The organism is Faecalicatena faecalis (genome assembly GCF_012524165.2).
GTDB lineage: Bacteria > Bacillota > Clostridia > Lachnospirales > Lachnospiraceae > Faecalicatena_A > Faecalicatena_A faecalis.
Window position 1 is genome coordinate 83,258 of sequence record NZ_JABACJ020000008.1, and the last position, 23,998, is coordinate 107,255.

Annotated in this window: 20 protein-coding genes and 1 pseudogene; 19 read left to right on the forward strand and 2 right to left on the reverse strand. The window is 46.8% G+C overall.

Annotated features, from left to right (window positions below; genetic code table 11):
- Positions 1-124: 124 nt before the first annotated feature.
- The 5 genes and pseudogenes from HGO97_RS10340 to carB all read left to right on the forward strand — a co-directional run bounded on the left by HGO97_RS10340 (position 125) and on the right by carB (position 6,707).
- Positions 125-1,348 carry a transglutaminase domain-containing protein gene (locus HGO97_RS10340; RefSeq protein ID WP_216241259.1) on the forward strand — a complete coding sequence of 408 codons (1,224 nt, stop codon included), beginning with the start codon at positions 125-127 and terminating at the stop codon, positions 1,346-1,348.
- Positions 1,349-1,375: 27 nt separating this feature from the next.
- Positions 1,376-1,849: pseudogene (locus HGO97_RS10345) on the forward strand (flavin reductase family protein); the annotation flags it as partial.
- A 110-nt stretch (positions 1,850-1,959) separates the two neighbouring features.
- A complete protein-coding gene (locus HGO97_RS10350) occupies positions 1,960-2,151 on the forward strand; it encodes a hypothetical protein (protein WP_216241261.1) in 192 nt (63 codons plus the stop codon).
- A 282-nt stretch (positions 2,152-2,433) separates the two neighbouring features.
- Entirely contained in the window at positions 2,434-3,504 is a 1,071-nt protein-coding gene (locus HGO97_RS10355) for a carbamoyl phosphate synthase small subunit (RefSeq protein WP_216241263.1), read from the forward strand.
- Positions 3,504-6,707, forward strand: coding sequence for a carbamoyl-phosphate synthase large subunit (carB, locus tag HGO97_RS10360; protein WP_216241265.1), 3,204 nt, complete (start codon positions 3,504-3,506; stop codon positions 6,705-6,707). Before HGO97_RS10355 ends, carB begins: the two co-directional genes overlap by 1 nt.
- 593 nt (positions 6,708-7,300) lie before the next feature.
- On the opposite strand, the gene HGO97_RS10365 is transcribed toward carB, so the two are convergent.
- On the reverse strand, positions 7,301-8,308 hold the full coding sequence (locus tag HGO97_RS10365) for a YeiH family protein (protein WP_216241267.1): 1,008 nt from the start codon (positions 8,306-8,308) through the stop codon (positions 7,301-7,303).
- Positions 8,309-8,537: 229 nt separating this feature from the next.
- Here HGO97_RS10365 and HGO97_RS10370 point away from each other — a divergent pair, with 229 nt between their 5' ends.
- From HGO97_RS10370 to HGO97_RS10390, 5 genes are all read left to right on the forward strand, one after another.
- Positions 8,538-9,422, forward strand: coding sequence for a LysR family transcriptional regulator (locus HGO97_RS10370; protein ID WP_216241269.1), 885 nt, complete (start codon positions 8,538-8,540; stop codon positions 9,420-9,422).
- 94 nt (positions 9,423-9,516) lie between these two features.
- Positions 9,517-10,263, forward strand: coding sequence for an ABC transporter ATP-binding protein (locus tag HGO97_RS10375; protein WP_216241271.1), 747 nt, complete (start codon positions 9,517-9,519; stop codon positions 10,261-10,263).
- Positions 10,253-11,176, forward strand: a complete 924-nt coding sequence (locus tag HGO97_RS10380; RefSeq protein ID WP_216241273.1) for a SufB/SufD family protein — start codon at positions 10,253-10,255, stop codon at positions 11,174-11,176. The genes HGO97_RS10375 and HGO97_RS10380 overlap by 11 nt, the downstream gene beginning before the upstream one ends.
- Positions 11,177-11,234: 58 nt before the next feature.
- Positions 11,235-12,137 carry a damage-control phosphatase ARMT1 family protein gene (locus HGO97_RS10385; protein ID WP_216241275.1) on the forward strand — a complete coding sequence of 301 codons (903 nt, stop codon included), beginning with the start codon at positions 11,235-11,237 and terminating at the stop codon, positions 12,135-12,137.
- 53 nt (positions 12,138-12,190) lie between these two features.
- On the forward strand, positions 12,191-13,060 hold the full coding sequence (locus tag HGO97_RS10390; protein ID WP_216241277.1) for a DMT family transporter: 870 nt from the start codon (positions 12,191-12,193) through the stop codon (positions 13,058-13,060).
- Here HGO97_RS10390 and HGO97_RS10395 read toward each other — a convergent pair.
- Entirely contained in the window at positions 13,057-14,457 is a 1,401-nt protein-coding gene (locus HGO97_RS10395; protein WP_216241279.1) for a Sapep family Mn(2+)-dependent dipeptidase, read from the reverse strand. The genes HGO97_RS10390 and HGO97_RS10395 overlap by 4 nt on opposite strands.
- 358 nt (positions 14,458-14,815) lie before the next feature.
- On the opposite strand from HGO97_RS10395, the gene HGO97_RS10400 reads away from it, so the two are divergent.
- The 9 genes from HGO97_RS10400 to HGO97_RS10440 all read left to right on the forward strand — a co-directional run bounded on the left by HGO97_RS10400 (position 14,816) and on the right by HGO97_RS10440 (position 23,956).
- Positions 14,816-15,538 (forward strand): FadR/GntR family transcriptional regulator, encoded by a 723-nt coding sequence (locus HGO97_RS10400; protein ID WP_216241294.1) that lies wholly within the window; start codon positions 14,816-14,818, stop codon positions 15,536-15,538.
- Complete coding sequence (locus HGO97_RS10405; protein ID WP_216241296.1) at positions 15,528-15,725, forward strand: hypothetical protein; 198 nt, start codon at positions 15,528-15,530, stop codon at positions 15,723-15,725. The genes HGO97_RS10400 and HGO97_RS10405 overlap by 11 nt, the downstream gene beginning before the upstream one ends.
- 171 nt (positions 15,726-15,896) lie before the next feature.
- Positions 15,897-17,477 carry an ABC transporter substrate-binding protein gene (locus tag HGO97_RS10410; protein WP_216241298.1) on the forward strand — a complete coding sequence of 527 codons (1,581 nt, stop codon included), beginning with the start codon at positions 15,897-15,899 and terminating at the stop codon, positions 17,475-17,477.
- Between the two features lie 162 nt (positions 17,478-17,639).
- On the forward strand, positions 17,640-18,656 hold the full coding sequence (locus tag HGO97_RS10415; protein ID WP_216241300.1) for an ABC transporter permease: 1,017 nt from the start codon (positions 17,640-17,642) through the stop codon (positions 18,654-18,656).
- 4 nt (positions 18,657-18,660) lie between these two features.
- Positions 18,661-19,575, forward strand: coding sequence for an ABC transporter permease (locus tag HGO97_RS10420; RefSeq protein ID WP_216241302.1), 915 nt, complete (start codon positions 18,661-18,663; stop codon positions 19,573-19,575).
- 11 nt (positions 19,576-19,586) lie between these two features.
- Entirely contained in the window at positions 19,587-20,561 is a 975-nt protein-coding gene (locus HGO97_RS10425) for an ABC transporter ATP-binding protein (RefSeq protein WP_216241304.1), read from the forward strand.
- Between the two features lies 1 nt (position 20,562).
- Positions 20,563-21,534, forward strand: a complete 972-nt coding sequence (locus HGO97_RS10430) for an ABC transporter ATP-binding protein (RefSeq protein WP_216241306.1) — start codon at positions 20,563-20,565, stop codon at positions 21,532-21,534.
- A 137-nt stretch (positions 21,535-21,671) separates the two neighbouring features.
- The gene (gene tdh / locus HGO97_RS10435) at positions 21,672-22,736 is read left to right on the forward strand and encodes an L-threonine 3-dehydrogenase (RefSeq protein ID WP_246597400.1); all 1,065 of its coding nucleotides are present in this window, start codon (positions 21,672-21,674) and stop codon (positions 22,734-22,736) included.
- 20 nt (positions 22,737-22,756) lie between these two features.
- A complete protein-coding gene (locus HGO97_RS10440; RefSeq protein WP_216241308.1) occupies positions 22,757-23,956 on the forward strand; it encodes a glycine C-acetyltransferase in 1,200 nt (399 codons plus the stop codon).
- Positions 23,957-23,998: the final 42 nt, after the last annotated feature.

Below are 23,998 nucleotides of genomic sequence, written 5' to 3' on the forward strand. Positions count from 1 at the left end.
CGCCATACTCCGAACAATCAGGAGAGTATCTGGGGGACTGATACAAATATTCGATGATATCGAAAGCGGGTTTTGTGGCAGTAACCTGAAAGTATGGACGCGCCGGTGTTACGGAGACAAAATTATGGCGAGAAGAAGAAAAAGAAGGAAATGGCCGGTCATATTAGGCTTATTTATCATAATGTGTATCTTTACAGGTTTGGGAGCAGCGGCGTATAAGCTGCTTCCAGACCTTTTTGCGTCCACAAAAGAAGTGATCGAGACCGTAAAGATGAAGACATCCCCCTTGGCAAGTGTGCCATTTAAGGAAATAAAGATATCGGAAGAGGATGTGGCAGGAGGATATTATTATCAACAGCTGGGGGAGGAGGAACAAAGCCTTTATAAAGAGATGTACCAGGGGCTAAAAGAAGCCTCTCCAACCATTTATATGCATTCACCGGACATGAAAGTGTTAGAAAAGGTGAGTCAGTTCATTTCTATGGATCGTCCAGAGTTGTTCTGGTGCGACGGTCAGATGCAGGTAATCAGTTATGAGCAGTATTCAGAGGTGCAGCCAGTCTATACTTATACCGGGGAAGAGAAGGAGAGAAGGCAGGCAGAGATCGAGGCGGCAGCGGCAGAATGTTTCTTGGGGATGACCGGGGAGATGTCGGAATACGATCGAATCAAATATGTCTTTGAGTATTTAGTGAATACCGTGGATTACAATCTGGAGGCACCAGACAATCAGAATATTTACAGTGCACTTGTGGGAAAGGCATCGGTATGTGCGGGCTATTCCCGTGCAGCTCAATACCTTCTGAGGCAGCAGGGAATCGAGTGTATCTATGTCACTGGAAATATTCCGAACCAGGGAGCACATGCATGGAATATTGTGAAATGTAATGGACAGTATTATCAGATGGACGTGACCTTTGGAGATCCGGTTTTCATCGAGGAGGAGGGTGGTGTCAGACCTCCGGGACAGAGCATTAATTATGATTACCTGTGCTGCAGTGATGCCGAGATCATGAAGAACCATACGGCAGATACGTTTGTTTCATTTCCCCAGTGTACTTCCATGGATCTGAACTATTATAGATTAAATGGGATGTATTATGAGGTGTTCCAGCCGGATCAGATACTGGAGGCGATGAACCAGACCATCTTTAACCAGGAGAGCTCATTTACCTGCAAATTTGCCAATGACAGTCTGTATCAGGAGGCACACGATGTGATCTTGAACGATTTGGTGCAGCAGGCCGCCCAGACGCTTTTGAGCTATTATGGATTGGAATCTGTGCAGTATACGTATGTAGAGGATGAAGTGATGGATAAGATAATTATTTATTGGAATTATGAATAAGATAGGTGGCTGTTTTGCTAAGTTAACTTTCATGGAGATAAAACAGCTTTTTTTGCTGTTATGGGGAATTTGTATCAGCACACACATACTTATGCCAATATTCAACGGGAAAAATGTTTTTGTATTAACTTTCTTCCAATAAGTTATTATGACAAATTGATAGATACAATCAATCAGAATGACCTTGATACAGATGAATTTGAAGTGGGAAATTTTACACTCTCTATGGCGAATGTTGTTCATGCGCCAATTATTCAAGAGGCTTTTATCAACATGGAATGTACTTTAAAAGAAGTACAAGATTTAAGTGGTGCGGGAATAACAGCTATGATTGTTGGGCAGGTACAGCATATTTCTGTTGATGAAAAATATGCACAAGGATATGAACAGAAATACGGAAAAGATGGCTTTATGATGCTAATACCAGCACCCCAAAATCTCAATACCGGCGAGCCGAACCAATCTGCGATTGCTACTATAAATATTGAAAAATATGATTGATCAATTACAGTGGAAATGAAACTGGCAAGTTTCAATGATGCCAATCACAATTTGGATAAATTCTATATCGCTCTGGAGATTGCGAAACGAATTTAGGGAGTAATAACAACATGGACAAAGAAAAGAGAAGAAAATTAGATTTGATATTATATGGCAGCGCTACTATTGTCAGCCTTTTTGTGCTATATACATTTGTCTTTATTTTTGATAAGGGTATGGGATGGAAGACCGCATTAATTATCATCGGGATCGGTTGGCTTCTGTCAGCGATTACTGGTTTTCTAAAAGTATTAAAGAAATAAGGATCCCAGTTATATAGAAACTAAAATTTGCAACTAAAATTAAGACCTAAAATTAAGACTGAAAAAAGTTGTTGAAATCTGATTTGAATTGTAGTATAATCTTTACAATTTGAGCACGGGGGCGCTCTGGACACAATAGGAATCCAAGAGTGCCTTTGTTATGTAAAATTATACACCCTGGCAGAGTCCTGTATGGGTCATCTCCTGCAAAATGAGGAGGAACCCGCGTGAAAGGGCAATGTAGTCTCAAAGGCAGGGAATACGAAGGGAATAGGTGAACATATGAAAGCGTTTCTGATATTAGAAGACGGAACCGTGTTTACAGGAACAAGTATCGGTTCGAAGAGAGAGATGATAAGTGAAATCGTGTTTAATACCTCTATGACTGGGTATTTAGAGGTGCTGACCGACCCTTCATATGCGGGGCAGGCAGTTGTCATGACTTATCCGCTGATTGGGAATTATGGGATTACGCCGGACATGGAATCCAAAAAAGCATGGCCGGATGGTTATATTGTAAGGGAATTATCCCGCATGCCGAGCAACTTTAGGTGTGAGGGAACGATTCAGGATTTCCTTGAGAAACAGGACATTCCGGGAATCGCAGACGTAGATACCCGTGCCCTTACCAAGATCTTAAGGGAAAAAGGTACCATGAATGGTATAATCACGACGAATGAAAATTATGATCTGGAAGAGATTCTTCCGAAGCTAAAGGCCTATCAGGTAGGAGAGGTAGTCTCCAAAGTGACATGTTCCGAGAAATATGTATTGGAAGGGACAGGAAAGAAAGTCGCACTCCTTGATTTAGGCGCTAAAAATAATATTGCCAACTCTTTAAATAAACGTGGTTGCTGCGTGACTGTTTATCCGGCCCACACAACTGCTGAAGAAATCATTTCAGCTCATCCTGACGGTATTATGCTCTCGAACGGTCCTGGAGACCCTGCAGACTGCATTTCTATTATCGAAGAAATCAAGAAACTATACAATTCAGATATACCGATTTTTGCAATCTGTTTGGGACATCAATTGATGGCTCTTGCTACGGGTGCGACCACACATAAGTTAAAGTACGGTCACCGTGGAGGAAATCATCCGGTCAAAGATCTTCTGACCAACCGTGTATACATTTCTTCCCAGAATCACGGTTATGTAGTGGATACAGACAGTGTGGATTCAAAGATTGCAGTGCCGGCATTTGTGAACGTAAATGACGGGACGAACGAGGGACTGAAATATGTAGGGAAGAATATCTTCACCGTACAGTTCCACCCGGAGGCGTGTCCGGGGCCGCAGGATTCCGGTTACCTGTTTGACAGATTCATGGAAATGATGGAGGGAGCAGAATAATGCCAAGAGATAATAGTATCAAAAAAGTATTAGTCATCGGTTCCGGTCCGATCATCATCGGACAGGCCGCAGAGTTTGATTACGCAGGCACACAGGCGTGCCGTTCTTTGAAGGAAGAGGGCATTGAGGTTGTACTTTTAAACTCCAACCCGGCCACGATCATGACAGATAAGGACATCGCGGACCGTGTGTATATCGAGCCTCTTACCGTGGAAGTGGTAGAGCAGCTCATCAAAAAGGAGAAGCCTGACAGTGTGCTGCCGACACTGGGAGGCCAGGCAGGGCTGAACCTGGCGATGGAGCTGGATGAAAAGGGATTCTTAAAGGAGAACAATGTTCGTCTGATCGGCACTACATCCGAGACCATTAAGAAGGCAGAGGACCGTCTGGAATTCAAGGCTACCATGGAGAAGATCGGGGAGCCGGTGGCGGCATCTCTGGTCGTGGAAAATGTGGAGGATGGTCTTGCATTCGCCAATGAGATCGGTTATCCGGTGGTTCTTCGCCCGGCTTATACACTGGGAGGAAGCGGCGGCGGTATCGCCCACAACAGCGAGCAGCTCATGGAGATTCTGGCGAACGGCCTGCGTCTCTCCCGTGTGGGGCAGGTGCTTGTAGAGCGCTGTATCGCAGGCTGGAAGGAAATCGAATATGAAGTGATGCGCGATTCCAACGGGAACTGCATTACCGTTTGTAATATGGAAAATATCGACCCGGTCGGCGTCCACACCGGAGACAGTATCGTTGTGGCTCCGTCACAGACACTGGGCGATAAGGAATACCAGATGCTGCGTACCTCCGCTTTGAACATCATCAGCGAGCTGAACATCACAGGCGGATGTAACGTGCAGTATGCTCTTCACCCGGAAAGTTTCGAGTACTGCGTCATCGAGGTCAACCCGCGTGTAAGCCGTTCCTCCGCGCTGGCATCCAAGGCCACAGGCTACCCGATCGCAAAGGTGGCGGCCAAGATCGCGTTGGGATACACACTGGATGAGATCAAGAACGCAATCACCGGAAAGACCTACGCAAGCTTCGAGCCGATGCTGGACTACTGCGTTGTCAAGATTCCAAGACTGCCATTTGACAAGTTCATCAGTGCCAAGAGGACACTGACGACCCAGATGAAGGCGACCGGAGAGGTCATGAGTATCTGCGACAACTTCGAGGGTGCGCTGATGAAGGCAATCCGTTCCCTGGAGCAGCATGTAGACAGCTTAATGTCCTATGATTTTACATCTCTTTCAGAGGATGAGCTCACCGAGCAGCTTGCAAAGGTAGATGATATGCGAATCTGGAGGATTGCAGAGGCCATCCGTAGAGGCATCAGTTACGAGACAATCCATGAGATCACGAAGATTGATTACTGGTTCATTGATAAATTTGCCATCATCGTAGAGATGGAGCAGGCTCTGAAAAACGAGGAGCTCACACCTGAACTTTTAAAAGAAGCGAAGCGCATCGAGTTCCCGGACAATGTCATTGCAGATCTGACCGGGAAGACAGAACAGGAAATCCACGACATGCGTCATGAAAATGGAATCGTGGCAGCCTATAAGATGGTGGATACCTGTGCGGCAGAATTTGCGGCAGCTACACCTTATTATTACTCTGTATATGGAAGAGAAAATGAGGTCGAAAAGACCAGTGGCAAAAAGAAGGTCCTGGTGCTTGGCTCCGGTCCGATTCGCATTGGACAGGGAATCGAGTTCGACTTCTGTTCCGTGCACTGTACCTGGGCATTTTCCAAGGAAGGCTATGAGACCATCATTGTAAATAATAACCCGGAGACCGTAAGTACGGACTTCGACATCGCAGATAAGCTGTACTTTGAACCACTGACCCCGGAAGATGTGAAGAGCATCGTGGATCTGGAAAAACCAGACGGAGCCGTTGTCCAGTTCGGCGGACAGACCGCCATCAAGCTGACAGAAAGCCTGATGAAGATGGGCGTGCCGATTCTGGGAACCTCCGCAGAAAATGTGGACAAAGCGGAAGACCGTGAGCTGTTCGATGAGATTCTGGAAGAATGCCAGATCCCGCGTCCGACAGGTGGCACCGTATTTACCGCAGAGGAAGCAAAAGAAGTGGCAAACAGACTGTGCTATCCGGTGTTAGTCAGACCTTCCTACGTGCTCGGCGGCCAGGGAATGCAGATCGCCATCAACGATCACGATATTGATGAATTCATTGGAATCATCAACCGAATCGCACAGGATCACCCGATTCTGGTAGACAAGTACCTCCAGGGAAAAGAAATCGAGGTCGACGCAGTATGCGATGGTGAGGATATCCTGATTCCGGGAATCATGGAGCACATCGAGCGTGCGGGAATCCACTCTGGAGACAGTATTTCTGTCTATCCTGCACAGAGCCTTACAAAGGCTGCGAAAGAGAAGATTGCCGAGTACACCAGAAGACTGGCAAAATCCCTCCACGTCATCGGACTGATCAACATCCAGTTCATCGTATGCGGAGAGGAAGATGTCTATGTCATCGAGGTCAACCCACGTTCCAGCCGTACCGTGCCGTATATCAGCAAGGTGACCGGAATCCCGATCGTGCCGCTGGCAACCAAAGTCATCATCGGCAGCAAGATCAAAGACCTGGGCTACACCCCGGGGCTCCAGAAAGAAGCAGACTACGTGGCAATCAAGATGCCGGTATTCTCCTTCGAGAAAATCCGCGGCGCAGACATCAGCCTGGGACCAGAAATGAAATCCACAGGAGAGTGCTTAGGAATCGCCAAAACATTTGACGAAGCCCTCTATAAAGCATTCTTAGGAGCAGGAATCAACCTGCCGAAATACAAGAACATGATCATGACCGTTCGTGACGAAGACAAGCCGGAGGCAGTGGAGATCGGACGCCGTTTCGAAAAAATCGGTTACCGCATCTTCGCCACAAAAAGCACCGCAGAGGCCCTGCAGGCAGGCGGCGTAAAAGCAATCCCAGTCCGCAAGATCGAGCAGGAGTCCCCGAACTTACTGGACCTGATCCTGGGACACGAGATCGACCTGGTCATCGATACCCCTGCCCAGGGAGCCGAACACTCCAGAGATGGATTCGTCATCCGCAGAAACGCCATCGAGACAGGAGTCAACGTGCTCACCGCCATGGATACCGCGAGGGCACTGATCACAAGCCTGGAAAACACAGATATCCAGAAACTCACCCTTATAGACATCGCGACCGTACAATAAACGTTCGTTAGGAATGAAGTGGAAGACGAGTTGGGGCGCTGTATAGAAAGGTGAACCTGTCCCCCGCCGGGACTTACATGCCGTTTCGAAGCCTTACCGCTCGCAGAGAATATGTAACAGAAAATAAGGAGAAAATGGAGGTTACCTGACACATTCGGCCCAAAATCTGATGATTTTGCACCTCAGGTGTCAGCATGCTTTGATGTGAGACATCAAAGCATGGCCTCCATTTTCTCCTTATTTTCTGCAACATATTCTAACTGCTCGCTTAGATGGCTGTTCGAAACGGTATGTAAGCCCCGGTGGGGGACAGGCTCACCTTTCTTACAGCTAGGCGCATCAGGTCGGGACACACTCCATTTTAGGGGGAACGTTGTGGGAAGCACCGGATGGAGACTGTCAGGGTGGGATTTTGCTCCACCCTGGCAGTCCCCATCCGTCTTCCCCACCCGAATGCCTTCCGATGTATGGTCTTCCCGACCCGGAATCCCTCCCGATGTATGGTCTACCCACCCGACATGATGCCCCCAGCGCGGCTTCTCCTAAGCGTCCGGTCCCGCATCTTCTCCCGGGCAGCCCCATACATCCGATTCCTACCAGATGCCCAGAAAGTATTGCATCCCCAAACTGACGCATGCGATCCCCACCCAGCAGCAGAATCCGGTGAAGATTGGTTTTGCTCCGGTCTTTACGAGGTGGACGATGTTAGTGTTGATTCCGATCGCTGCCATTGCCATGATGATGAGGAATTTGCTCAGGTCTTTTAATGGCGCTGTTACGCTGGCAGGCAGATGGAATACGGAGGTTACTACGGCTGCGAGGATGAAGAACAGTACGAAGTATGGGAAGGTCTTTTTCAGGCTGAAGGAGGAGCCTTCTTCCTTTTTCTCTTTTCTTTCACCATAGATGGCCAGTGCAAGGGTGATCGGGATGATCGCCAGTGTTCTTGTCATTTTTACAATGGCTGCCGCCTCAAGAGTATGACTTCCATACATGCCGTCCCAGGCTGCTGCGGCAGCGGTAACGGATGAAGTATCGTTGATGGCAGTTCCGGCGAAGAGACCGAATCCTTCATTGCTTAAGTGCAGCGCTCCTCCCAGTGCTGGGAAGATCAGGGCCGCGATGACGTTGAAGAGGAAGATGACAGAGATAGACTGTGCAACTTCTTCATCGGTCGCGCGGATGACCGGTGCTGTGGCTGCAATGGCGGAACCTCCGCAGATGGATGAGCCTACTCCGACCAGTATCGCGTTGTTTGGATGTAATTTTAATGCTTTATATAAAATAAAGGCGATGATCAGTGAAGTACTGATTGTGGAAATGATAATAGGCAGTGACTGGCGGCCTTTTGCAAGGATATCAGTCAGATTCATGCCGAAGCCGAGGAAAACGACTGCGGCCTGCAGGATTTTTTTGGAAGTATAGGTGACTCCCGGTTTTATGGTTTCCTTTTGTTTGATCATCAGGGTCAGTACCATGCCGATCAGGATGGAAAATACCGGGCCCCCAATGACCGGTACGGCCTTTCCTAAAAACCAGGCTGGTATGGCAATCGTGAGACAGAGAAGAAGTCCCGGACCATTTTTTTTCATAAAATTCATTTGTAGATCCTCCGTTCCTTTGGTATAAAAATGATTCACTATTTGATAGACGTCACAGCCATAGGAGCCGGGACCGTCGTGATTCTTATGATATCATAAAACATCCATAAAATAAAATTATAAAACTTTATTTTACTATAAAATTATGTTATGATTTAAAAAAGGATTCAAATAGCAGCGGGCACACCTTAAAAAAGAGGGTCTCCCGCTTATCTAATGGGGGATTGCGATGTTAGATTTTCGGATGGAGACATTTCTTACAGTATGTGAGTATATGAATTTTACAAGAGCGGCAGAGGTGTTGAATATTACACAGCCGGCAGTCTCACAGCACGTGCATCATTTAGAGAAGCATTATCAGGTGAAGCTGTTCCATTATGAAGGGAAGAAGCTTCGGCTCACACCGCCTGGGGAGATGCTGCGCAGTGCGGCTTTGACCATGATGCACGATGAACTTTCATTAGAGAAGCGTATGCAAAGTATGTCCAAGGGCTTTCAGGATATCCGCTTCGGTGCTACGATGACGGTCGGAGAGGTGATCATGGCCCGGATCTTGAAGCAGTATCTGGTACAGTACCCGGAGACACAGCTTCATATGGAAGTGGGGAATACGCAGGAACTTCTGCAGAAGCTGGACGATGGAGAACTTGATTTTGCATTGGTGGAGGGCTTTTTTAAGAAGAGTGAATATGACTTCCTGCATTTCTCCACAGAGAATTACATTGCAGTGTGTGGACCGTATTATCCATTTCGGAAAAAAGTAAGACGGCTGGAGGATTTATTTGGTGAACGGCTGCTGCTTAGAGAGTTCGGTTCGGGGACCAGAGAAGTCTTGGAACGCTATCTCGATTCTAAGAATTTTGGAATCGATGACTTCGCAAAGACTGCGGAAATCGGGAGCCTGCATACGATTAAGGAGTTGACAAAAGAGGGGCTAGGTATTACATTTTTATATGAGATTGCAGTCAGACAGGAACTGGAAAAGGGCGAATTGAAGGAAATTCGACTCAAGGATTTTAAACTCAGCCATGATTTTACATTTATTTGGAGACGAGGGAGTATCTATGCGGATATGTATCGGGTTTTATTCCATCGTTTCTCGGAGATTGTGTAAAAAAGTGGAATGACAGCTTTTGGCTGCGGCAATGCTAAGAGAAGAGGACCAAAGCCCTGGGCTGCGGTTACGATAAGAAAAGAGGAAGAGTAAGATGTTACAGGTAGAACATTTATCATACGATGTATCGGAGGAGGGCAGACAGTCAGAGATCCTTTCTGATGTCAGCTTCTCTGTTGCAGATGGCGAGATGCTGGTGATCACGGGGCCAAACGGAGGCGGAAAGTCCACACTGGCTAAGCTTCTGATGGGAATCAACAGACAGACTGCCGGAAGGATTCTTTTAAATGGAGAAGATATCACGGATATGTCCATCAATGAGCGTGCGAAGGCAGGTATGGGATTCGCATTCCAGCAGCCGCCGAGATTCAAGGGGATGACGGTTCGCAGACTTCTGACCCTTGCAGCGGGAAGACAACTGTCAGAGGATGAATGCTGTTCCCTCTTAAGCAGTGTGGGGCTTTGTGCAATGGAATACATTGATAGGGAAGCGGATGCCACTTTATCCGGTGGGGAGATGAAGCGGATCGAGATTGCGACGGTACTGGCAAAGCATCATGATATCTGTATTTTTGATGAGCCAGAGGCAGGAATCGACCTGTGGAGCTTTTCTATGCTGATCAAGCGGTTTGAGAAGATTCATAAGGCGAAAAAGGAGAGTCTGATTCTTATTTCTCATCAGGAAAGGATTATTCAGATGGCAGACCGGATCATGGTCATCTCGGATGGAAAGGTAGAATCGATTGGAGAGGCAGCGAAGATCATGCCACAGCTATTTGGGCAGGAGACGGAATCCTGCACCTGCAGACAGCAAAAGGGAGGTGAGCTCTGTGAAGCTTAATGAAGCAGCGGAAAATGTACTTAAGGTGATTGATTCCTATGGTTTTAAAGAACAGGGAGCTTATAACCTCCGTCTTAACGGTATGGCAGTGTGCCATGGTGACAGCCGTCATATCCGAATCGTGAAGAAGGAAGATAAGCCGGGAATCGATATTTTTATCAGTGGTGAGGCAAAGGACGAACAGGTCCATATTCCGGTCGTGATGTCAGAGTCTGGTATGAAGGATGTTGTATATAACGATTTTTATATTGAGGACGGTGCTGATGTGACCATCATCGCGGGCTGCGGAATCCACAATGACGGATGCAGCGAGAGCCGCCATGACGGGATTCATGCGTTCCACATTGGGAAAGATGCGAATGTGAAATATATAGAGAACCACTATGCAGAGGGAAATGGAACCGGGGGAAAGGTATTGAACCCAGTGACGAAGATTTATGTAGGGGAGAATTCTATCTTTACTTTGGAGACGACCCAGATCAAAGGGGTGGATTCTACAGAAAGAGAGACCTTTATCGAACTTGCCAAGGGAGCTAAGCTTTTCGTGACAGAGAAGCTGATGACTCATGCGGACCAGAGTGCCATTTCGAACATGGACGTTCAGTTGAATGGAGAGAACAGCTCCGCAAGAATCGTATCACGTTCTGTTGCAAAGGGAACCTCCAGACAGGTCTTTCATCCCAGAGCAGTGGGGAATAACCTGTGCCATGCACATGTGCAGTGTGATTCCATCATCATGGATGAGGCGGAGATCAGTTCTATACCGGAGATCAATGCAAAGCATGTGGATGCACAGATCGTGCATGAGGCAGCGATTGGAAGAATCAACGATGAACAGTTGACGAAGCTCCGGACCTTCGGGATGTCAGAAGAAGAGGCAGAGGCAGTCATCATTGAGACATTTTTGAATTAGAGTGTGTTTGCAGATTGCAGGAATGAATTTTCAAACACGCTAGAGCAGGGAGAGAATTATGAGAATCAGTGCGGCTTGTATACGCTGTATGGTGGACCGGCAGGAAGAGAATATCAGCAGATTTGAGGATGAACACAAGAAGTCTGCATATCTCAAGGAGGTCCTGCGTATCATAGGGGATAGTGAGGAGGATGCTACGGCTCCGCTTCTGACTGCAAAGGTTATGAGGGCTTATCAGGAATATTTTGGAGAGAGCCTGGATTATCGTGAAATCAAGCATTCTTTTAACCAAAAGATGCTGGCCTTTGAGGATGCGATACGAAAAGAGATTCATGCAAACCAGCATCCATTGCAGTGCGCCCTGTCTTTTGCCAGGACCGGAAATTATATCGATTATGGGGCCATGAGGGATGTAGAAACGTCTGTCTTGGAGACATTAGTCAGAGAGGCCGGGCAGAAAAAGGTAGAGGAGGAGACTCTAAAACGGTTCACAAAGGAGCTTGAGACGGCAAAGAGTCTTGTGTATGTGGCGGACAACTGCGGCGAGATAGTGCTGGATAAGCTGTTGATCGAACTGATCCTAGAGCTTTATCCCCAGATTCAGGTAACTGCTGTGGTCAGAGGAAATCCAGTGCTCAATGATGCGACGATGGAGGATGCCGTAGAGGTCGGTCTGGACCGCATTGTTCCGGTCGTAGGTAACGGGACCGATATTGCAGGGACTTCGCTTGCCCATATCAATCAGGAAAGTCTGGAACTGATTCAGCATGCGGATATGATTCTGGCAAAGGGGCAGGGGAATTTTGAGACGCTTCATGGCTGTGGACTGAACATTTACTATCTTTTCCTGTGCAAGTGTGACTGGTTCGTCAGAAGATTCCAGATGGAAAAGAATGGAGGAGTCTTTGTACATGAGAGCCGGCTTGGGACGATCGATCCCTTGGGACAGTCAGATGTATAAATGAATGTATCTGATTGGAATATAACGGCATCTGGGCAGAAAGTGGAGGCGTGATGAAGAAGAAATATTTAGGAATTACTTATATCGTTATATCGGCCTTCTGTTTTGCGCTGATGAATATGTTCGTGAGACTGTCAGGAGATCTGCCGTCTGTGCAGAAAAGCTTTTTCAGAAATCTGGTAGCACTGGTATTTGCATTTGCCATCTTAAAAAAGGATGGGGCATGGTTCTCCGGGAAAAGGGAGAATATCAAATACCTGCTTGTACGTTCCGCGGCAGGGACGATCGGGATTCTCTGCAATTTTTACGCGGTGGACCGGATGGTGCTTTCGGATGCGTCTATGCTCAATAAGATGTCCCCGTTTTTTGTGATTATTTTTAGTTTCTTCATTTTAAAAGAGAAGATCAAGCCGTCGCAGATTCTGATTGTGGCAGGCGCTTTTTTGGGCAGTCTTCTGATTATCAAGCCGACACCGTCCATTTTTCAGACTCCCGCGGCATTGATTGGATTGCTGGGAGGGCTGACGGCAGGACTTGCATATACTTATGTCAGACTGCTGGGGGAAAGAGGAGAAAAGGGGCCGTTCATCGTGTTCATTTTTTCTTCATTTTCCTGCATTGTGACGCTGCCCTTCTTGCTCTTTGAATATCATCCGATGAATTTGATGCAGATTGTATTTCTTCTGCTGGCAGGGCTTTGTGCCGCCGGAGGACAGTTCGGCATCACGGCGGCATATTTTCATGCTCCTGCCAGAGAGATTTCTGTGTATGATTATTCGCAGATTATATTTTCAGCAATCCTAGGCTTCTTTGTATTCGGACAGATCCCGGATGTGTTGAGCTGGATTGGATACGGAGTAATCTGCGCCATGGCAGTGCTGATGTTCCTTTATAATAACCGGAAGCAGGAAGGAGTCTCTTAATCCTGCCCCGGTGCGGTGAACAGCCGATACATTGCTTCTAAGCATACCCGGCAGTGGAGTCGGTAATAGTCAAGGTCGATGAATTCATTCGGCCCGTGGGCATTACTGGACGGCTCATCCGGGAAGGCCGGGCCAAATGCGGCTACGGCATTGTTCGCATGTCTTGCATAGGTCCCCCCGCCTGTAGAATAGATATTACAGGTCTTTCCTGTGACTGCCTCATATGCATCAGATAATACAGAGACTAACAGGGAGTCACTGGGAACATGCAGAGGCGCCATGTGGTTCGCTTCCGTAAACTCAATCTTGTATGACTGGCAGGCCGTTTCCAGTAAGGAGAGAATCTGCTCCTTATGTGCCGTAACAGGATACCGGATATCTACAGAAATCTTTTCTTTTCCATTGTCATAGGAGATCATTCCCAAATTAAAAGTTAAAGGGCCGGATTCGTCATCCTTCATCTGAATGCCAAGAGAGGCGCCCGTATATTCCATTTTAATCTTTTCAGCAGCAAATGTGAAAAGAGGCCCCAGCTCGTCAGGGGTGAATACCTGATATAAGAGGCACAAAAGCTTGGATGCAGCATTTTCTCCCAGTTCAGGTTCAGCTCCGTGTGCCGCTTTCCCGGTACAGGTAAGGTGGATAGAAGTTCCCTCTTTTGTTACGGTAAAGTCAGGACGCTCCTGGGTCGATTGCACAAGAAGCTCATACTTCCCAGGATTCCATTCGATTTCTGCTAAGGCCTGATTTGGCACTGCATTTACCGCATTGCCTGCATGGATATGGCGGATGACGCTTTTTTCTGTTCGTAAAGCAGTAAAGTCAACTCTAAGGATTCCCTTTTCACTGCTGCAGATTCCATAAGCACAGTCTGGTGTGAATCCCATCACAGGGAAACCACGTCTTTTATAGTAGACATCCAAGTCTTCGCTCGCAATTTCTTCCCCGCATCCAAATACTGCCCTGAGACAATAATTGCCCGTGATATGTTCATCCTTTAAGGCTTTGAGTGCATACAGGGCAGCGACTGCGGAGCCTTTATCATCTGCGGTCCCCCGTCCGAAGAGACGGTTCCCTTTTTGAATCATCTCAAAAGGATCTGTGTCCCAGCCGTCACCAGCAGGTACGACGTCTACATGGGTCAGCACATCCACATAATCCTCCCCTTCTCCCAGGCGGGCTTCCCCGGCATAGCCATCCACATTTTCAACGGACAGGCCGAGTTTTTCTGCTGTCCTTAAGATGAAGTCCAGGGCATCAGCACAGGGCTGGCCGAAGGGGATTCCTTTTGCACCTGCATCACATACCGATGGGATGGCAATCAATTCTGCCAGGTCCTTTAGAATGTCGTCAAAATACAGATCAATCTTGTTTCCAAAAAGCATTTGGTCTTTCATAGAGTTGCTCCTTTTCTTTTTATATTCAATCATTTCTACTGTTACAGTTCACAGTCCACTTCACCTACATGCGCAAAAGCAGCCAGCAGAGCTGTCTGTCGCTGCGATGCAGCTTAATCTTTGGCTTATGTGGGTGAAGTGACCGGTTACGGCCAGATGGAAGTCAGCAAATCGCTTCTTACGAGCAAGCTCGACGAATCCATCTGCTGCCTTCTATCTGACTGTGAACAGTAACTTTCTGCATCAGATATGGAAATATTATGCAGAAGAATGATTGGAAAACATGTTCATTTAGTTTATAATAACATTAAATTACTTTGTGATATTCTCACAATTGGTCAGACGAGGAGAATGTAGTATGAAAAATGATATATCTTTAATTACCCCCATATCAAAGGATCTCTTATATGTTAAGATTGCAGATGCAATCTCGGATTATATCCAGAAAAATAATTTGGTGCCGGGAGATAAGCTTCCGTCCGAGCGTGAGCTTGCGGCTAGATTCCAGACCAGCCGCCATTCCTTAAGGGAGGCACTGCGCGTTCTTGAAAATCAGGGAATCATCAGTTCCCAGATGGGAAGCGGCACCTATGTTGCACATATACATGAAAAGTCGAACCTTTACTTAGATTTTGTTAAAATCAATTATCTCGAGATGCTGAATATCAAAACAGAGCTCGAAAAATATGCCATTAAGCTCGCAATTGGCCAGGTCAAGGAGGAATCCCTGAATGAACTGGAACGTCTTCTGTGCATCATGGAAGAGAGCAGCAGGAAGGGGATCTTTCCATCTGATATAGACAAAAAGTTCCACTATCTTCTTGCAGATCTGTCCGGTAATAAGATGCTGGCACAGATGATCAAAAAAATGATTGAGACATTCGATGAATATTATGGAGTCATTCCACAGTCTACCCAATTATGTCTGGATACTGTCGGATGCCACAGGGATATCCTGAATGCCATTAAGAACCAAGATGCAGAAGCAGCCCTTTCTTCCTGCGATGAAATGTGCCTGATCGACCAGAAATTGATTCAGGTGGTCGTGAATCTGGACGCAGGGAAAGAGAATGGAAGCTAAAAAGGTTAAAATGTTAAAAAATATTGACAAATGTATGAATAATGTATATGATTACTACAAAAGGATGCAAAAACATAGTAACATAGTTGAAAAGATTGTGCAAGATTGTGGTGTGGGAGTGCATTTTGTATGTAAAAGTGCATATGGAATTGAAAAAAATGACAGAAGAGATATACAGATTCACTAGGACACACCCAGCACAGAGATTGTAAAGGACCAGCGTATCAGAGTTTATTTATCTGATCGGGTGTATAAAGAGAAAGGAGGGAAGTATTTTTTTTAGAGTAAAGTGGTTGAACCATTGTACCGATTTTATCTACAAGTAGGTAAGAAATGAAGTAGAATTAGGAGGAGAAGAATGAAAAAGCGTTTATTATGTGTATTACTTACAGCAGCTATGGCAATGACCCTTGCAGCCGGATGCGGAAATAGCGGCGGAGGCGAGAAAAAGTCTGAAAAGAAGACAACGTCCAGCTCATCAGAAACAAGCGATACTCTGATCTTTGCACAGGGTGCTGACCCGAGAAGCTTAGACCCTGCATTTGCAGATGACGGAGAATCAACAAAGATCAATACGAATATCTATGAAGGTCTGGTTCAGTATGCTGCGAAGACGACAGAGATTGAGCCTTGTCTTGCAGAGAGCTGGGATATCAGTGAGGACGGCCTGACATATACCTTCCATTTAAGAGAGGGTGTTAAATTCCATGACGGCACAGATTTCAATGCAGAAGCAGTAAAATATAACTTTGACAGACAGCTTCCAGGCAAGGCAACAGAGGACATGCCATATGCAGGCTTTGTATTTGCACCTGTAAAAGACGTTGTTGCAGACGATGAGTATACAGTTACAATCCATCTGAATGAAGCACAGACCCCATTCCTTGCGAACCTTGCTATGATCCAGGGATCTCCGATCGTAAGCCCGAAGGCATTAGAGGAGAACAATGGAAATGTAACAAAGAGTCCATGTGGAACAGGCCCGTACAAATTTGTGAGCTGGGATACAGAGCAGTCAGTTATTCTGGAAAGAAACGACGAATACTGGGGAGAGCCGGCTAAGATGAAAAATGTGATCTTCAAGATCATCAAAGACAACTCTGCACGTGTTATCGCTTTGAATAACGGTGAGGCAGATATCATCGACGGTATCGATGCAACAGTAGTTGACCAGATCAAAGAAGCAGGAAATACAGTACAGACAGATGAAGCTATGATGACGAACTACATGGCATTTAACACAACAGATGGTGCCTTTAAAGACAAAGAAGCAAGAAGAGCAATCTGTGCAGCAATCAATGTTCCAGAGATGGTGGAAACACTGTATCAGGGGTATGATGTACCTGCAACGACCTTCCTTCCGACCTCTCTGCCGGGATACGATGAAAGCATCAAGCCAGCAGAATATGATCCGGAAGCAGCAAAGGCTAAATTAGGCGAGCTGGGTGTCACCAATATTCATATTATTACATATTCTAACCCAAGACCGTACAATACAGTAGGCGGACAGAAGCTTGCAGAGGCTGTACAGGGATACCTCTCCAAGGTAGGAGTTGAATGTACGATCGATGCATATGACTGGACAACCTTCAAGACCATCGCACAGGGCGGCGATTTTGATCTGATGTTCGCAGGCTGGGGCGGAGACAATGGAGACCCGGATAACTTCATGAACCTGCTTGCTACAGATGATCCTTCCATGAACTATTCACATTTCCACAGTGATAAATATAACGAACTCATTGCAAAGGGTGTTATCACCCCTGTAGGAGAGGAAAGAAGTGCGATCTATACAGAATGTGAGAAGATTATTGCAGATGAGGCACCGATCCTTCCGATTTCTCATGCAAACTTTATGTGCGGAGTAGCTAAGAATGTGGATGGCTTCTTCTACCATGTTGCATGCGGCACAAAGCTGGCAGGCGTGACAAAGAAATAGGCAGAAGCATCATCTAAAACAGCGGTAACAAGAATGGACAAGTACTCTTCTGGGGGATATCTGACTTAAGGATCTCCCAGAAGAGATTTTTTTCCAGTTAAAAACAGTCTGCAACGGAAAAAGCGGACACTCATTTTGAAAGGAGACAGCAGGGGATTACATATGGGAAAATATATTATAAAACGGCTTCTCATGCTTATTCCGGTTCTGCTCGGCGTATCCATCATCGTATTTACAATCACACATGTGTTTTCTCCCGACCCGGCTCCGGTCGTGCTGGGACAGCATGCAACAGAAGAGTCGATGGAACAGTGGCGTGAAGCAAACGGGTTAACAGGCTCAGCAGTCAGCCAATTCGGAAATTATATGGCAGGAATCGTAAAAGGAGACCTGGGAAATTCATATTATACAAAAATGCCGGTAACGGAGGAGCTTGCTGCACGTTTTCCGGCGACGATCGAGCTGGCAATTGTTTCGATCATACTTGCCTCGATCTTTGGAATTCTGATCGGAGTGGTATCGGCGGTGAAAAAGAATTCCGTCTGGGACAATGGAGGGCGGATTCTCTCGTTGGTAGGTGTTTCTGTCCCGATCTTCTGGCTTGGTGTCATGATGATCATTCTGTTCTCAGGAATTCTGCATTGGCTTCCGTCGGGAGGACAGATCGATCCGCTCTTGAAGCCGGAGGCAGTGACAAGATTTAATCTATTGAACTGTATTATCACAGGAAATACGGAGGCCTTGAAAGATTCTCTGAAGCATATTATCATGCCGGCACTTGCGCTTTCTATGTATTCCATGGCAATTACGACCAGAATCACGAGAAGCAGCATGCTGGACAGCATGAAACAGGATTATGTCAGGACCGCAAGGGCAAAAGGTCTTGGTGAGGGCAGGGTACTGAGAAAACACGTCCTGCGCAACTCCTTGAATCCGGTCGTAACCATCATTGGTCTTCAGTTCGGAAGCCTGTTAGGTGGTGCAGTGTTGACGGAAAAGGTGTTCTCCTGGCCTGGAATCGGCTCCTATATCGTAGACTGTGTACAGAAATCAGACTTCCCGGTCATCCAGGGAGCGGTCCTTCTCACGGCTACGATCTACGTGATCGTAAATCTGGTGGTTGACATTGTTTATACATTCCTGGATCCGCGGATCAAGCTTGGAAAGAAGGAGGGATAACCATATGGCACTTAAGAAAACAGCAGCAGTGGAATTAACGGCCCAGGAAAAGCCGGAGTCAGAGTTAAAATCGATATGGGAATCCCTGAAATTGAGTAAGACCGCAGTGATCGGTATGGTCATCATCATCCTGTTGATCCTGATTGCGTTAGTCACTTTTATTACGGAGAAAATGGGAATCCAGATTCTTCCCTATAATCCAAATGAGGCAGATATGTCAGCCAGTTTTGTTGCCCCATGTGCAGAGCATTGGTTTGGGACAGATGAATTGGGACGTGACATTTTCAGCCGTATTATGGATGGAACGAAGATTTCCTTGTTTGTAGGATTTTCCGTAGTCATTTTTTCGATGTTCTTTGGAATCATATTGGGGGCAGTCGCAGGATATAAAGGCGGTGTCATCGATACCGTCATCATGAGATTTATGGATATCATGCTGTCCATTCCTGGAATCCTGTTCGCGATCACATTGATGGCGGCTCTGGGTAAGGGACTTGACAAGGCCATTATTGCAATCGGTATCGTTTCCATACCGGAGTATGCCAGAATTGTCAGGGGAAGTGTTCTTTCTGCTAAGGAGAGTGATTACACGCAGGCGGCCCGGGTGATTGGAAATAAAGACATCCGCATTATTTTTAAGCATATCCTGCCGAATGTCATTTCCCCGATCATCGTCCGTGCGACGCTGGGAATTTCCGGTGCGATCTTAGATACCGCAGCGCTGGGCTTCTTAGGCCTTGGAGTGCAGCCTCCTCTTGCTGAGTGGGGAGACATGCTGGGACGGGCCAAGGGCTATATCTTCTCTGCACCGTATACCCTGGTATTCCCGGGTCTTGCAATAACCCTGGCTGTGTTGGCTTTTAACTTGTTCGGCGATGGATTGAGCGATGCGTTAGATCCAAAATCCAGAAAGCGTTAGGTGGTGAGTGTATGTTACTGGAAGTGAAAAATTTAAAGACAGAGTTTAAAATGCGTAAAGGTATCGTAAAGGCAGTGGACGATGTCAGCTTTTCCATCGACCAGGGAAAAGTCCTGGCAGTGGTGGGAGAGTCTGGTTCAGGTAAGAGTGTGACATCACTCTCTATCATGGGGCTTCTGCAGGATCCTGGAAAGGTGACCGGGGGAGAGGTCCTGTTCAAAGGAGAGGACCTTCTTCAGAAAAACAAGAAGGAAATGCAGGCGATCAGAGGGCATCATATTTCTATGATATTCCAGGAACCGATGACATCTTTGAACCCTGTTTATAAAATCAAGGACCAACTGACGGAAAGTATCATGCTGCATATGAAGCTTTCGAAAAAAGAGGCTCTGGAAAGAGCCGTGGAAATGCTGGAGCTGGTGGGAATCCCTTCGGCCAGAGAACGTGCCGATGAGTATCCGCATCAGATGAGTGGTGGTATGCGGCAGAGAGTCATGATCGCCATGGCCCTGGCCTGTAATCCAGAGCTGTTGATCGCGGATGAGCCGACAACGGCGCTGGATGTGACGATACAGGCACAGATATTGGAGCTGCTAGGTGAGATGAGGAAGAAATTCAACATGGCGGTTCTTTTGATCACACATGATCTGGGAGTCGTTTCCGAGACTGCCGACAGAGTCGTCGTGATGTATTGTGGAAAAGTGATGGAGAATGCAGAGGTGAAGGAGATTTTTGCGAACCCTCTTCACCCGTATACAAATGGTCTTCTCAAATCGATTCCGAGTCTTGAGGATGACAGTGAGGAACCTCTCTATATGATCCGCGGTATGGTGCCGAATCCATTGAAAATGCCGTCCGGCTGTCCATTTTCCGACCGCTGTGAGAAATGTATGGAGCGGTGCAGACAGGAAATGCCAGATCTGGTCGACATCGGCGGCCATGAAGTAAGGTGTTTTATGTATTCCGGGGAAAAGGAGGAGGCGTAAGATGGGAGAAGTCATATTAGAGGTACAGCATTTGTCAAAACATTTTACGGTGGATAAGGGGACCTTCGGAAAGAATAAAAAAGTGCTCAAGGCGGTGGACGATGTCTCGTTCCAGATTCATAAAGGGGAGACCTTTGGACTGGTCGGAGAATCCGGCTGTGGAAAGACGACCATCGGAAAGATGCTGGTCAACCTTTATCAGCCCAGCGGCGGTAAAATTCTTTTTGAGGGAGAAGAGCTGACCGGATTAAAACCGGCCCAAAGGCGTCAGTATTGCAAGGATATCCAGCTCATCTTCCAGGATCCGTATGCCTCGTTGAATCCCAGGATGACCATCGGGGACATCATAGCAGAGCCGATTCTGATCAATAAGCTGCTCCCTGCCGACCAGGTGGAGGAGAGAGTGACTTATCTGCTGAACAGGGTGGGCCTTGCAAACCATCAGAGGAACCGCTACCCGCATGAATTTTCAGGAGGACAAAGACAGAGGGTCGGAATCGCAAGGGCACTGGCAGTGGAACCGAAGCTGATTGTATGTGATGAGCCGGTATCTGCGCTGGATGTATCTATCCAGGCTCAAGTCCTGAATCTGTTAAGTGAGCTGCAGGAGGAATTTGGGCTGACCTATCTGTTCATTGCACACGGACTGAATGTAGTCCGGCACATCAGTGACAGGGTAGGGGTCATGTACCTGGGAAAAATGGTGGAGATCGGTCCGAAGAAGGAGCTGTATTCGAATCCTCTTCATCCATATACTCAGGCACTTCTATCCGCTGCCCCCTCCATCGGGAATAAAAAGAAGGAACGCATCATCTTGAAGGGCGATGTTCCGAGCCCGATCAATCCGCCGAAGGGGTGCAGATTCTGTGGAAGATGTTTTAAGAAGGAAGAGGGATGTGAAGGATATGTTCCCGAGTTAAAGGAAATCTCCCCGGGACATTTCGCGGCATGCCGTCTCTTGTCAGGCGAGTAGAAGGAGGCCTAAAAAGGTTTCTGGGAAAATCATCCGGGAAACCTTTCAAGAGTAAAAAAATCGTGATATAATGTAGAACGTAGCAAGACTGCCTTAGTGAAGAAAAGGCAATTTGCAGAAAGAGAGGTGTTTTTCAAATGGAGCAAAATGGAAATCTGATGTGGGCACTTGTAAAGGAGAAAGCAGAGCCGGGATTATGGCTGAGACAGCGGGAGATTCCTAAGACAGGGAAGAATGATGTCAAGATTAAGATCCATAAGACTTCAATCTGTGGAACAGACGTACATATTTATAATTGGAACGAATGGGCACAGAACACAATTCCGATCGGTCTGACTGCAGGACACGAATATGTCGGTGAGATCGTTGAGATCGGAGAGAACGTAGAAGGTTACCAAATTGGAGAACTGGTCTCTGGGGAAGGCCATATCGTATGCGGTAAGTGCAGGAACTGTCTGGCAGGACAACCTCACCTTTGCAGGAACACACAGGGCGTTGGTGTGAACCGTGATGGTGCGTTTGCAGAGTATCTTGTCATTCCAGCGAAGAATGTTTGGCGCTGCAGTTCTTCTATCGATGAGGAGTTATACTCCTGCTTCGATCCGTTGGGAAATGCAGTACACACAGCTCTGGCATTTAACATGATTGGGGAAGATGTGTTAATTACAGGAGCTGGCCCGATCGGTTGTATGGCAGCAGCAATCAGCAGACACGTAGGAGCAAGACACGTTGTCATCACCGACATGAACGAATACCGTCTGGAGCTTGCGAAGAAGCTGGGAGCAACAAGAACCGTTAACATCGCAAAAGAGAGCCTGGATGATGTGGAGCATGAGCTGGGCATGAAAGAAGGATTCGATGTCGGTCTTGAGATGTCAGGCAACCAGTCCGGTTTTAACGATATGGTGAACCACATGAAGAACGGCGGTAAGATCGCACTTCTGGGACTTCAGAGGGCAGATGCCCGCATCAACTGGGAGAAGGTGATCTTCAACGGACTGACCATCAAAGGAATCTACGGAAGAGAGATGTGGGAGAACTGGTATAAGATGACGACCATGCTTCAGAGCGGTCTTGATATCCATGAGATCATTACGCACAGATTCGATATCCGTGACTACGAAAAAGGTTTTGAAGCTATGAATAGCGGTAATTCAGGTAAGGTAGTACTGGATTGGAGCCACATTCACGAAGAAAGATAGGAAAGAGGGAGATTTTGGAAATGGAACAGTGGAAAAACGACTTATTAGACATTTACAGAAATGAAATCAAAAGTATTACCGATGACGGTCTTTTGAAAAATGAGACTCCGCTCTGTTCTCCGCAGGGAAGACAGATCAGCCTGGAAGACGGAAGAAAAGTCATTAACATGTGTGCGAACAACTACCTTGGACTGGCTGATGATCCAAGAGTGATCGAGGCTGCTAAGCAGGCATATGATGAGAGAGGATATGGACTTTCTTCTGTACGTTTCATCTGCGGTACACAGGACATCCATTTACAGCTTGAGAAGACGATCAGCAATTTCCTTGGAATGGAAGATACGATCCTGTATTCTTCCTGCTTTGATGCCAACGGCGGTCTGTTCGAGACAATCCTGACAGCGGATGATGCGGTGATCAGTGATGAATTGAACCATGCAAGTATCATTGATGGTGTACGTCTGTGCAAGGCAAAACGTTTCCGTTACAAGAACAATAACATGGAAGACCTGGAGGCGAAGCTGAAAGAAGCTGATGAAGCTGGTGCAAGAATTAAGCTGATTGCTACAGACGGTGTCTTCTCCATGGACGGAATCATCGCTGACTTAAAGGGTGTATGTGCATTGGCTGAAAAGTATCATGCATTGGTCATGGTAGATGACAGCCACTCTGCAGGATTCGTAGGTAAGACAGGTCGTGGAACTGCAGAGTACTGTGGCGTGACAGACAAAGTGGACATCATCACAGGAACGCTCGGCAAAGCATTAGGCGGAGCATCCGGCGGATATACAAGCGGTAGAAAAGAGATCATTGACTTGCTCCGTCAGAGAAGCCGTCCGTACCTTTTCTCCAACACACTGGCTCCGGCAATCGTAAAGGCCAGCATGGAAGTGTTCAAGATTCTGGAGGCAGACACCTCCTTAAGAGATCACTTAGAGGAAATTACAGCTTATTACCGTGAGAAGCTGACAGAAGCCAACTTTGACATCATCCCTGGAGTACATCCGATCGTACCGATCATGCTGTATGATGAGCACAAAGCAACAGATATGGCAGCACGTATGATGGCTAAGGGCGTTTATGTGGTAGCATTCTCCTACCCAGTAGTTCCGAAGGGAAAAGCAAGGATCAGGACACAGGTCTGTGCATCCCATACAAAAGAAGATATCGACTACATCGTAAAATGCTTCATCGAAGCGAGAGACGAGATGCAGGCATAGGATTGATGCAGGCTTAGATTCATCCAAAAGAAAGACATAGAA

Coding starts and splice junctions, on each gene's coding strand:
- HGO97_RS10340 (WP_216241259.1), top strand. CDS start 125: ATGGCGAGAAGAAGAAAAAGAAGGAAATGGCCGGTCATATTAGGCTTA.
- HGO97_RS10350 (WP_216241261.1), top strand. CDS start 1,960: ATGGACAAAGAAAAGAGAAGAAAATTAGATTTGATATTATATGGCAGC.
- HGO97_RS10355 (WP_216241263.1), top strand. CDS start 2,434: ATGAAAGCGTTTCTGATATTAGAAGACGGAACCGTGTTTACAGGAACA.
- carB (WP_216241265.1), top strand. CDS start 3,504: ATGCCAAGAGATAATAGTATCAAAAAAGTATTAGTCATCGGTTCCGGT.
- HGO97_RS10365 (WP_216241267.1), bottom strand. CDS start 8,308: ATGAATTTTATGAAAAAAAATGGTCCGGGACTTCTTCTCTGTCTCACG.
- HGO97_RS10370 (WP_216241269.1), top strand. CDS start 8,538: ATGTTAGATTTTCGGATGGAGACATTTCTTACAGTATGTGAGTATATG.
- HGO97_RS10375 (WP_216241271.1), top strand. CDS start 9,517: ATGTTACAGGTAGAACATTTATCATACGATGTATCGGAGGAGGGCAGA.
- HGO97_RS10385 (WP_216241275.1), top strand. CDS start 11,235: ATGAGAATCAGTGCGGCTTGTATACGCTGTATGGTGGACCGGCAGGAA.
- HGO97_RS10390 (WP_216241277.1), top strand. CDS start 12,191: ATGAAGAAGAAATATTTAGGAATTACTTATATCGTTATATCGGCCTTC.
- HGO97_RS10395 (WP_216241279.1), bottom strand. CDS start 14,457: ATGAAAGACCAAATGCTTTTTGGAAACAAGATTGATCTGTATTTTGAC.
- HGO97_RS10400 (WP_216241294.1), top strand. CDS start 14,816: ATGAAAAATGATATATCTTTAATTACCCCCATATCAAAGGATCTCTTA.
- HGO97_RS10405 (WP_216241296.1), top strand. CDS start 15,528: ATGGAAGCTAAAAAGGTTAAAATGTTAAAAAATATTGACAAATGTATG.
- HGO97_RS10410 (WP_216241298.1), top strand. CDS start 15,897: ATGAAAAAGCGTTTATTATGTGTATTACTTACAGCAGCTATGGCAATG.
- HGO97_RS10415 (WP_216241300.1), top strand. CDS start 17,640: ATGGGAAAATATATTATAAAACGGCTTCTCATGCTTATTCCGGTTCTG.
- HGO97_RS10420 (WP_216241302.1), top strand. CDS start 18,661: ATGGCACTTAAGAAAACAGCAGCAGTGGAATTAACGGCCCAGGAAAAG.
- HGO97_RS10425 (WP_216241304.1), top strand. CDS start 19,587: ATGTTACTGGAAGTGAAAAATTTAAAGACAGAGTTTAAAATGCGTAAA.
- HGO97_RS10430 (WP_216241306.1), top strand. CDS start 20,563: ATGGGAGAAGTCATATTAGAGGTACAGCATTTGTCAAAACATTTTACG.
- tdh (WP_246597400.1), top strand. CDS start 21,672: ATGGAGCAAAATGGAAATCTGATGTGGGCACTTGTAAAGGAGAAAGCA.
- HGO97_RS10440 (WP_216241308.1), top strand. CDS start 22,757: ATGGAACAGTGGAAAAACGACTTATTAGACATTTACAGAAATGAAATC.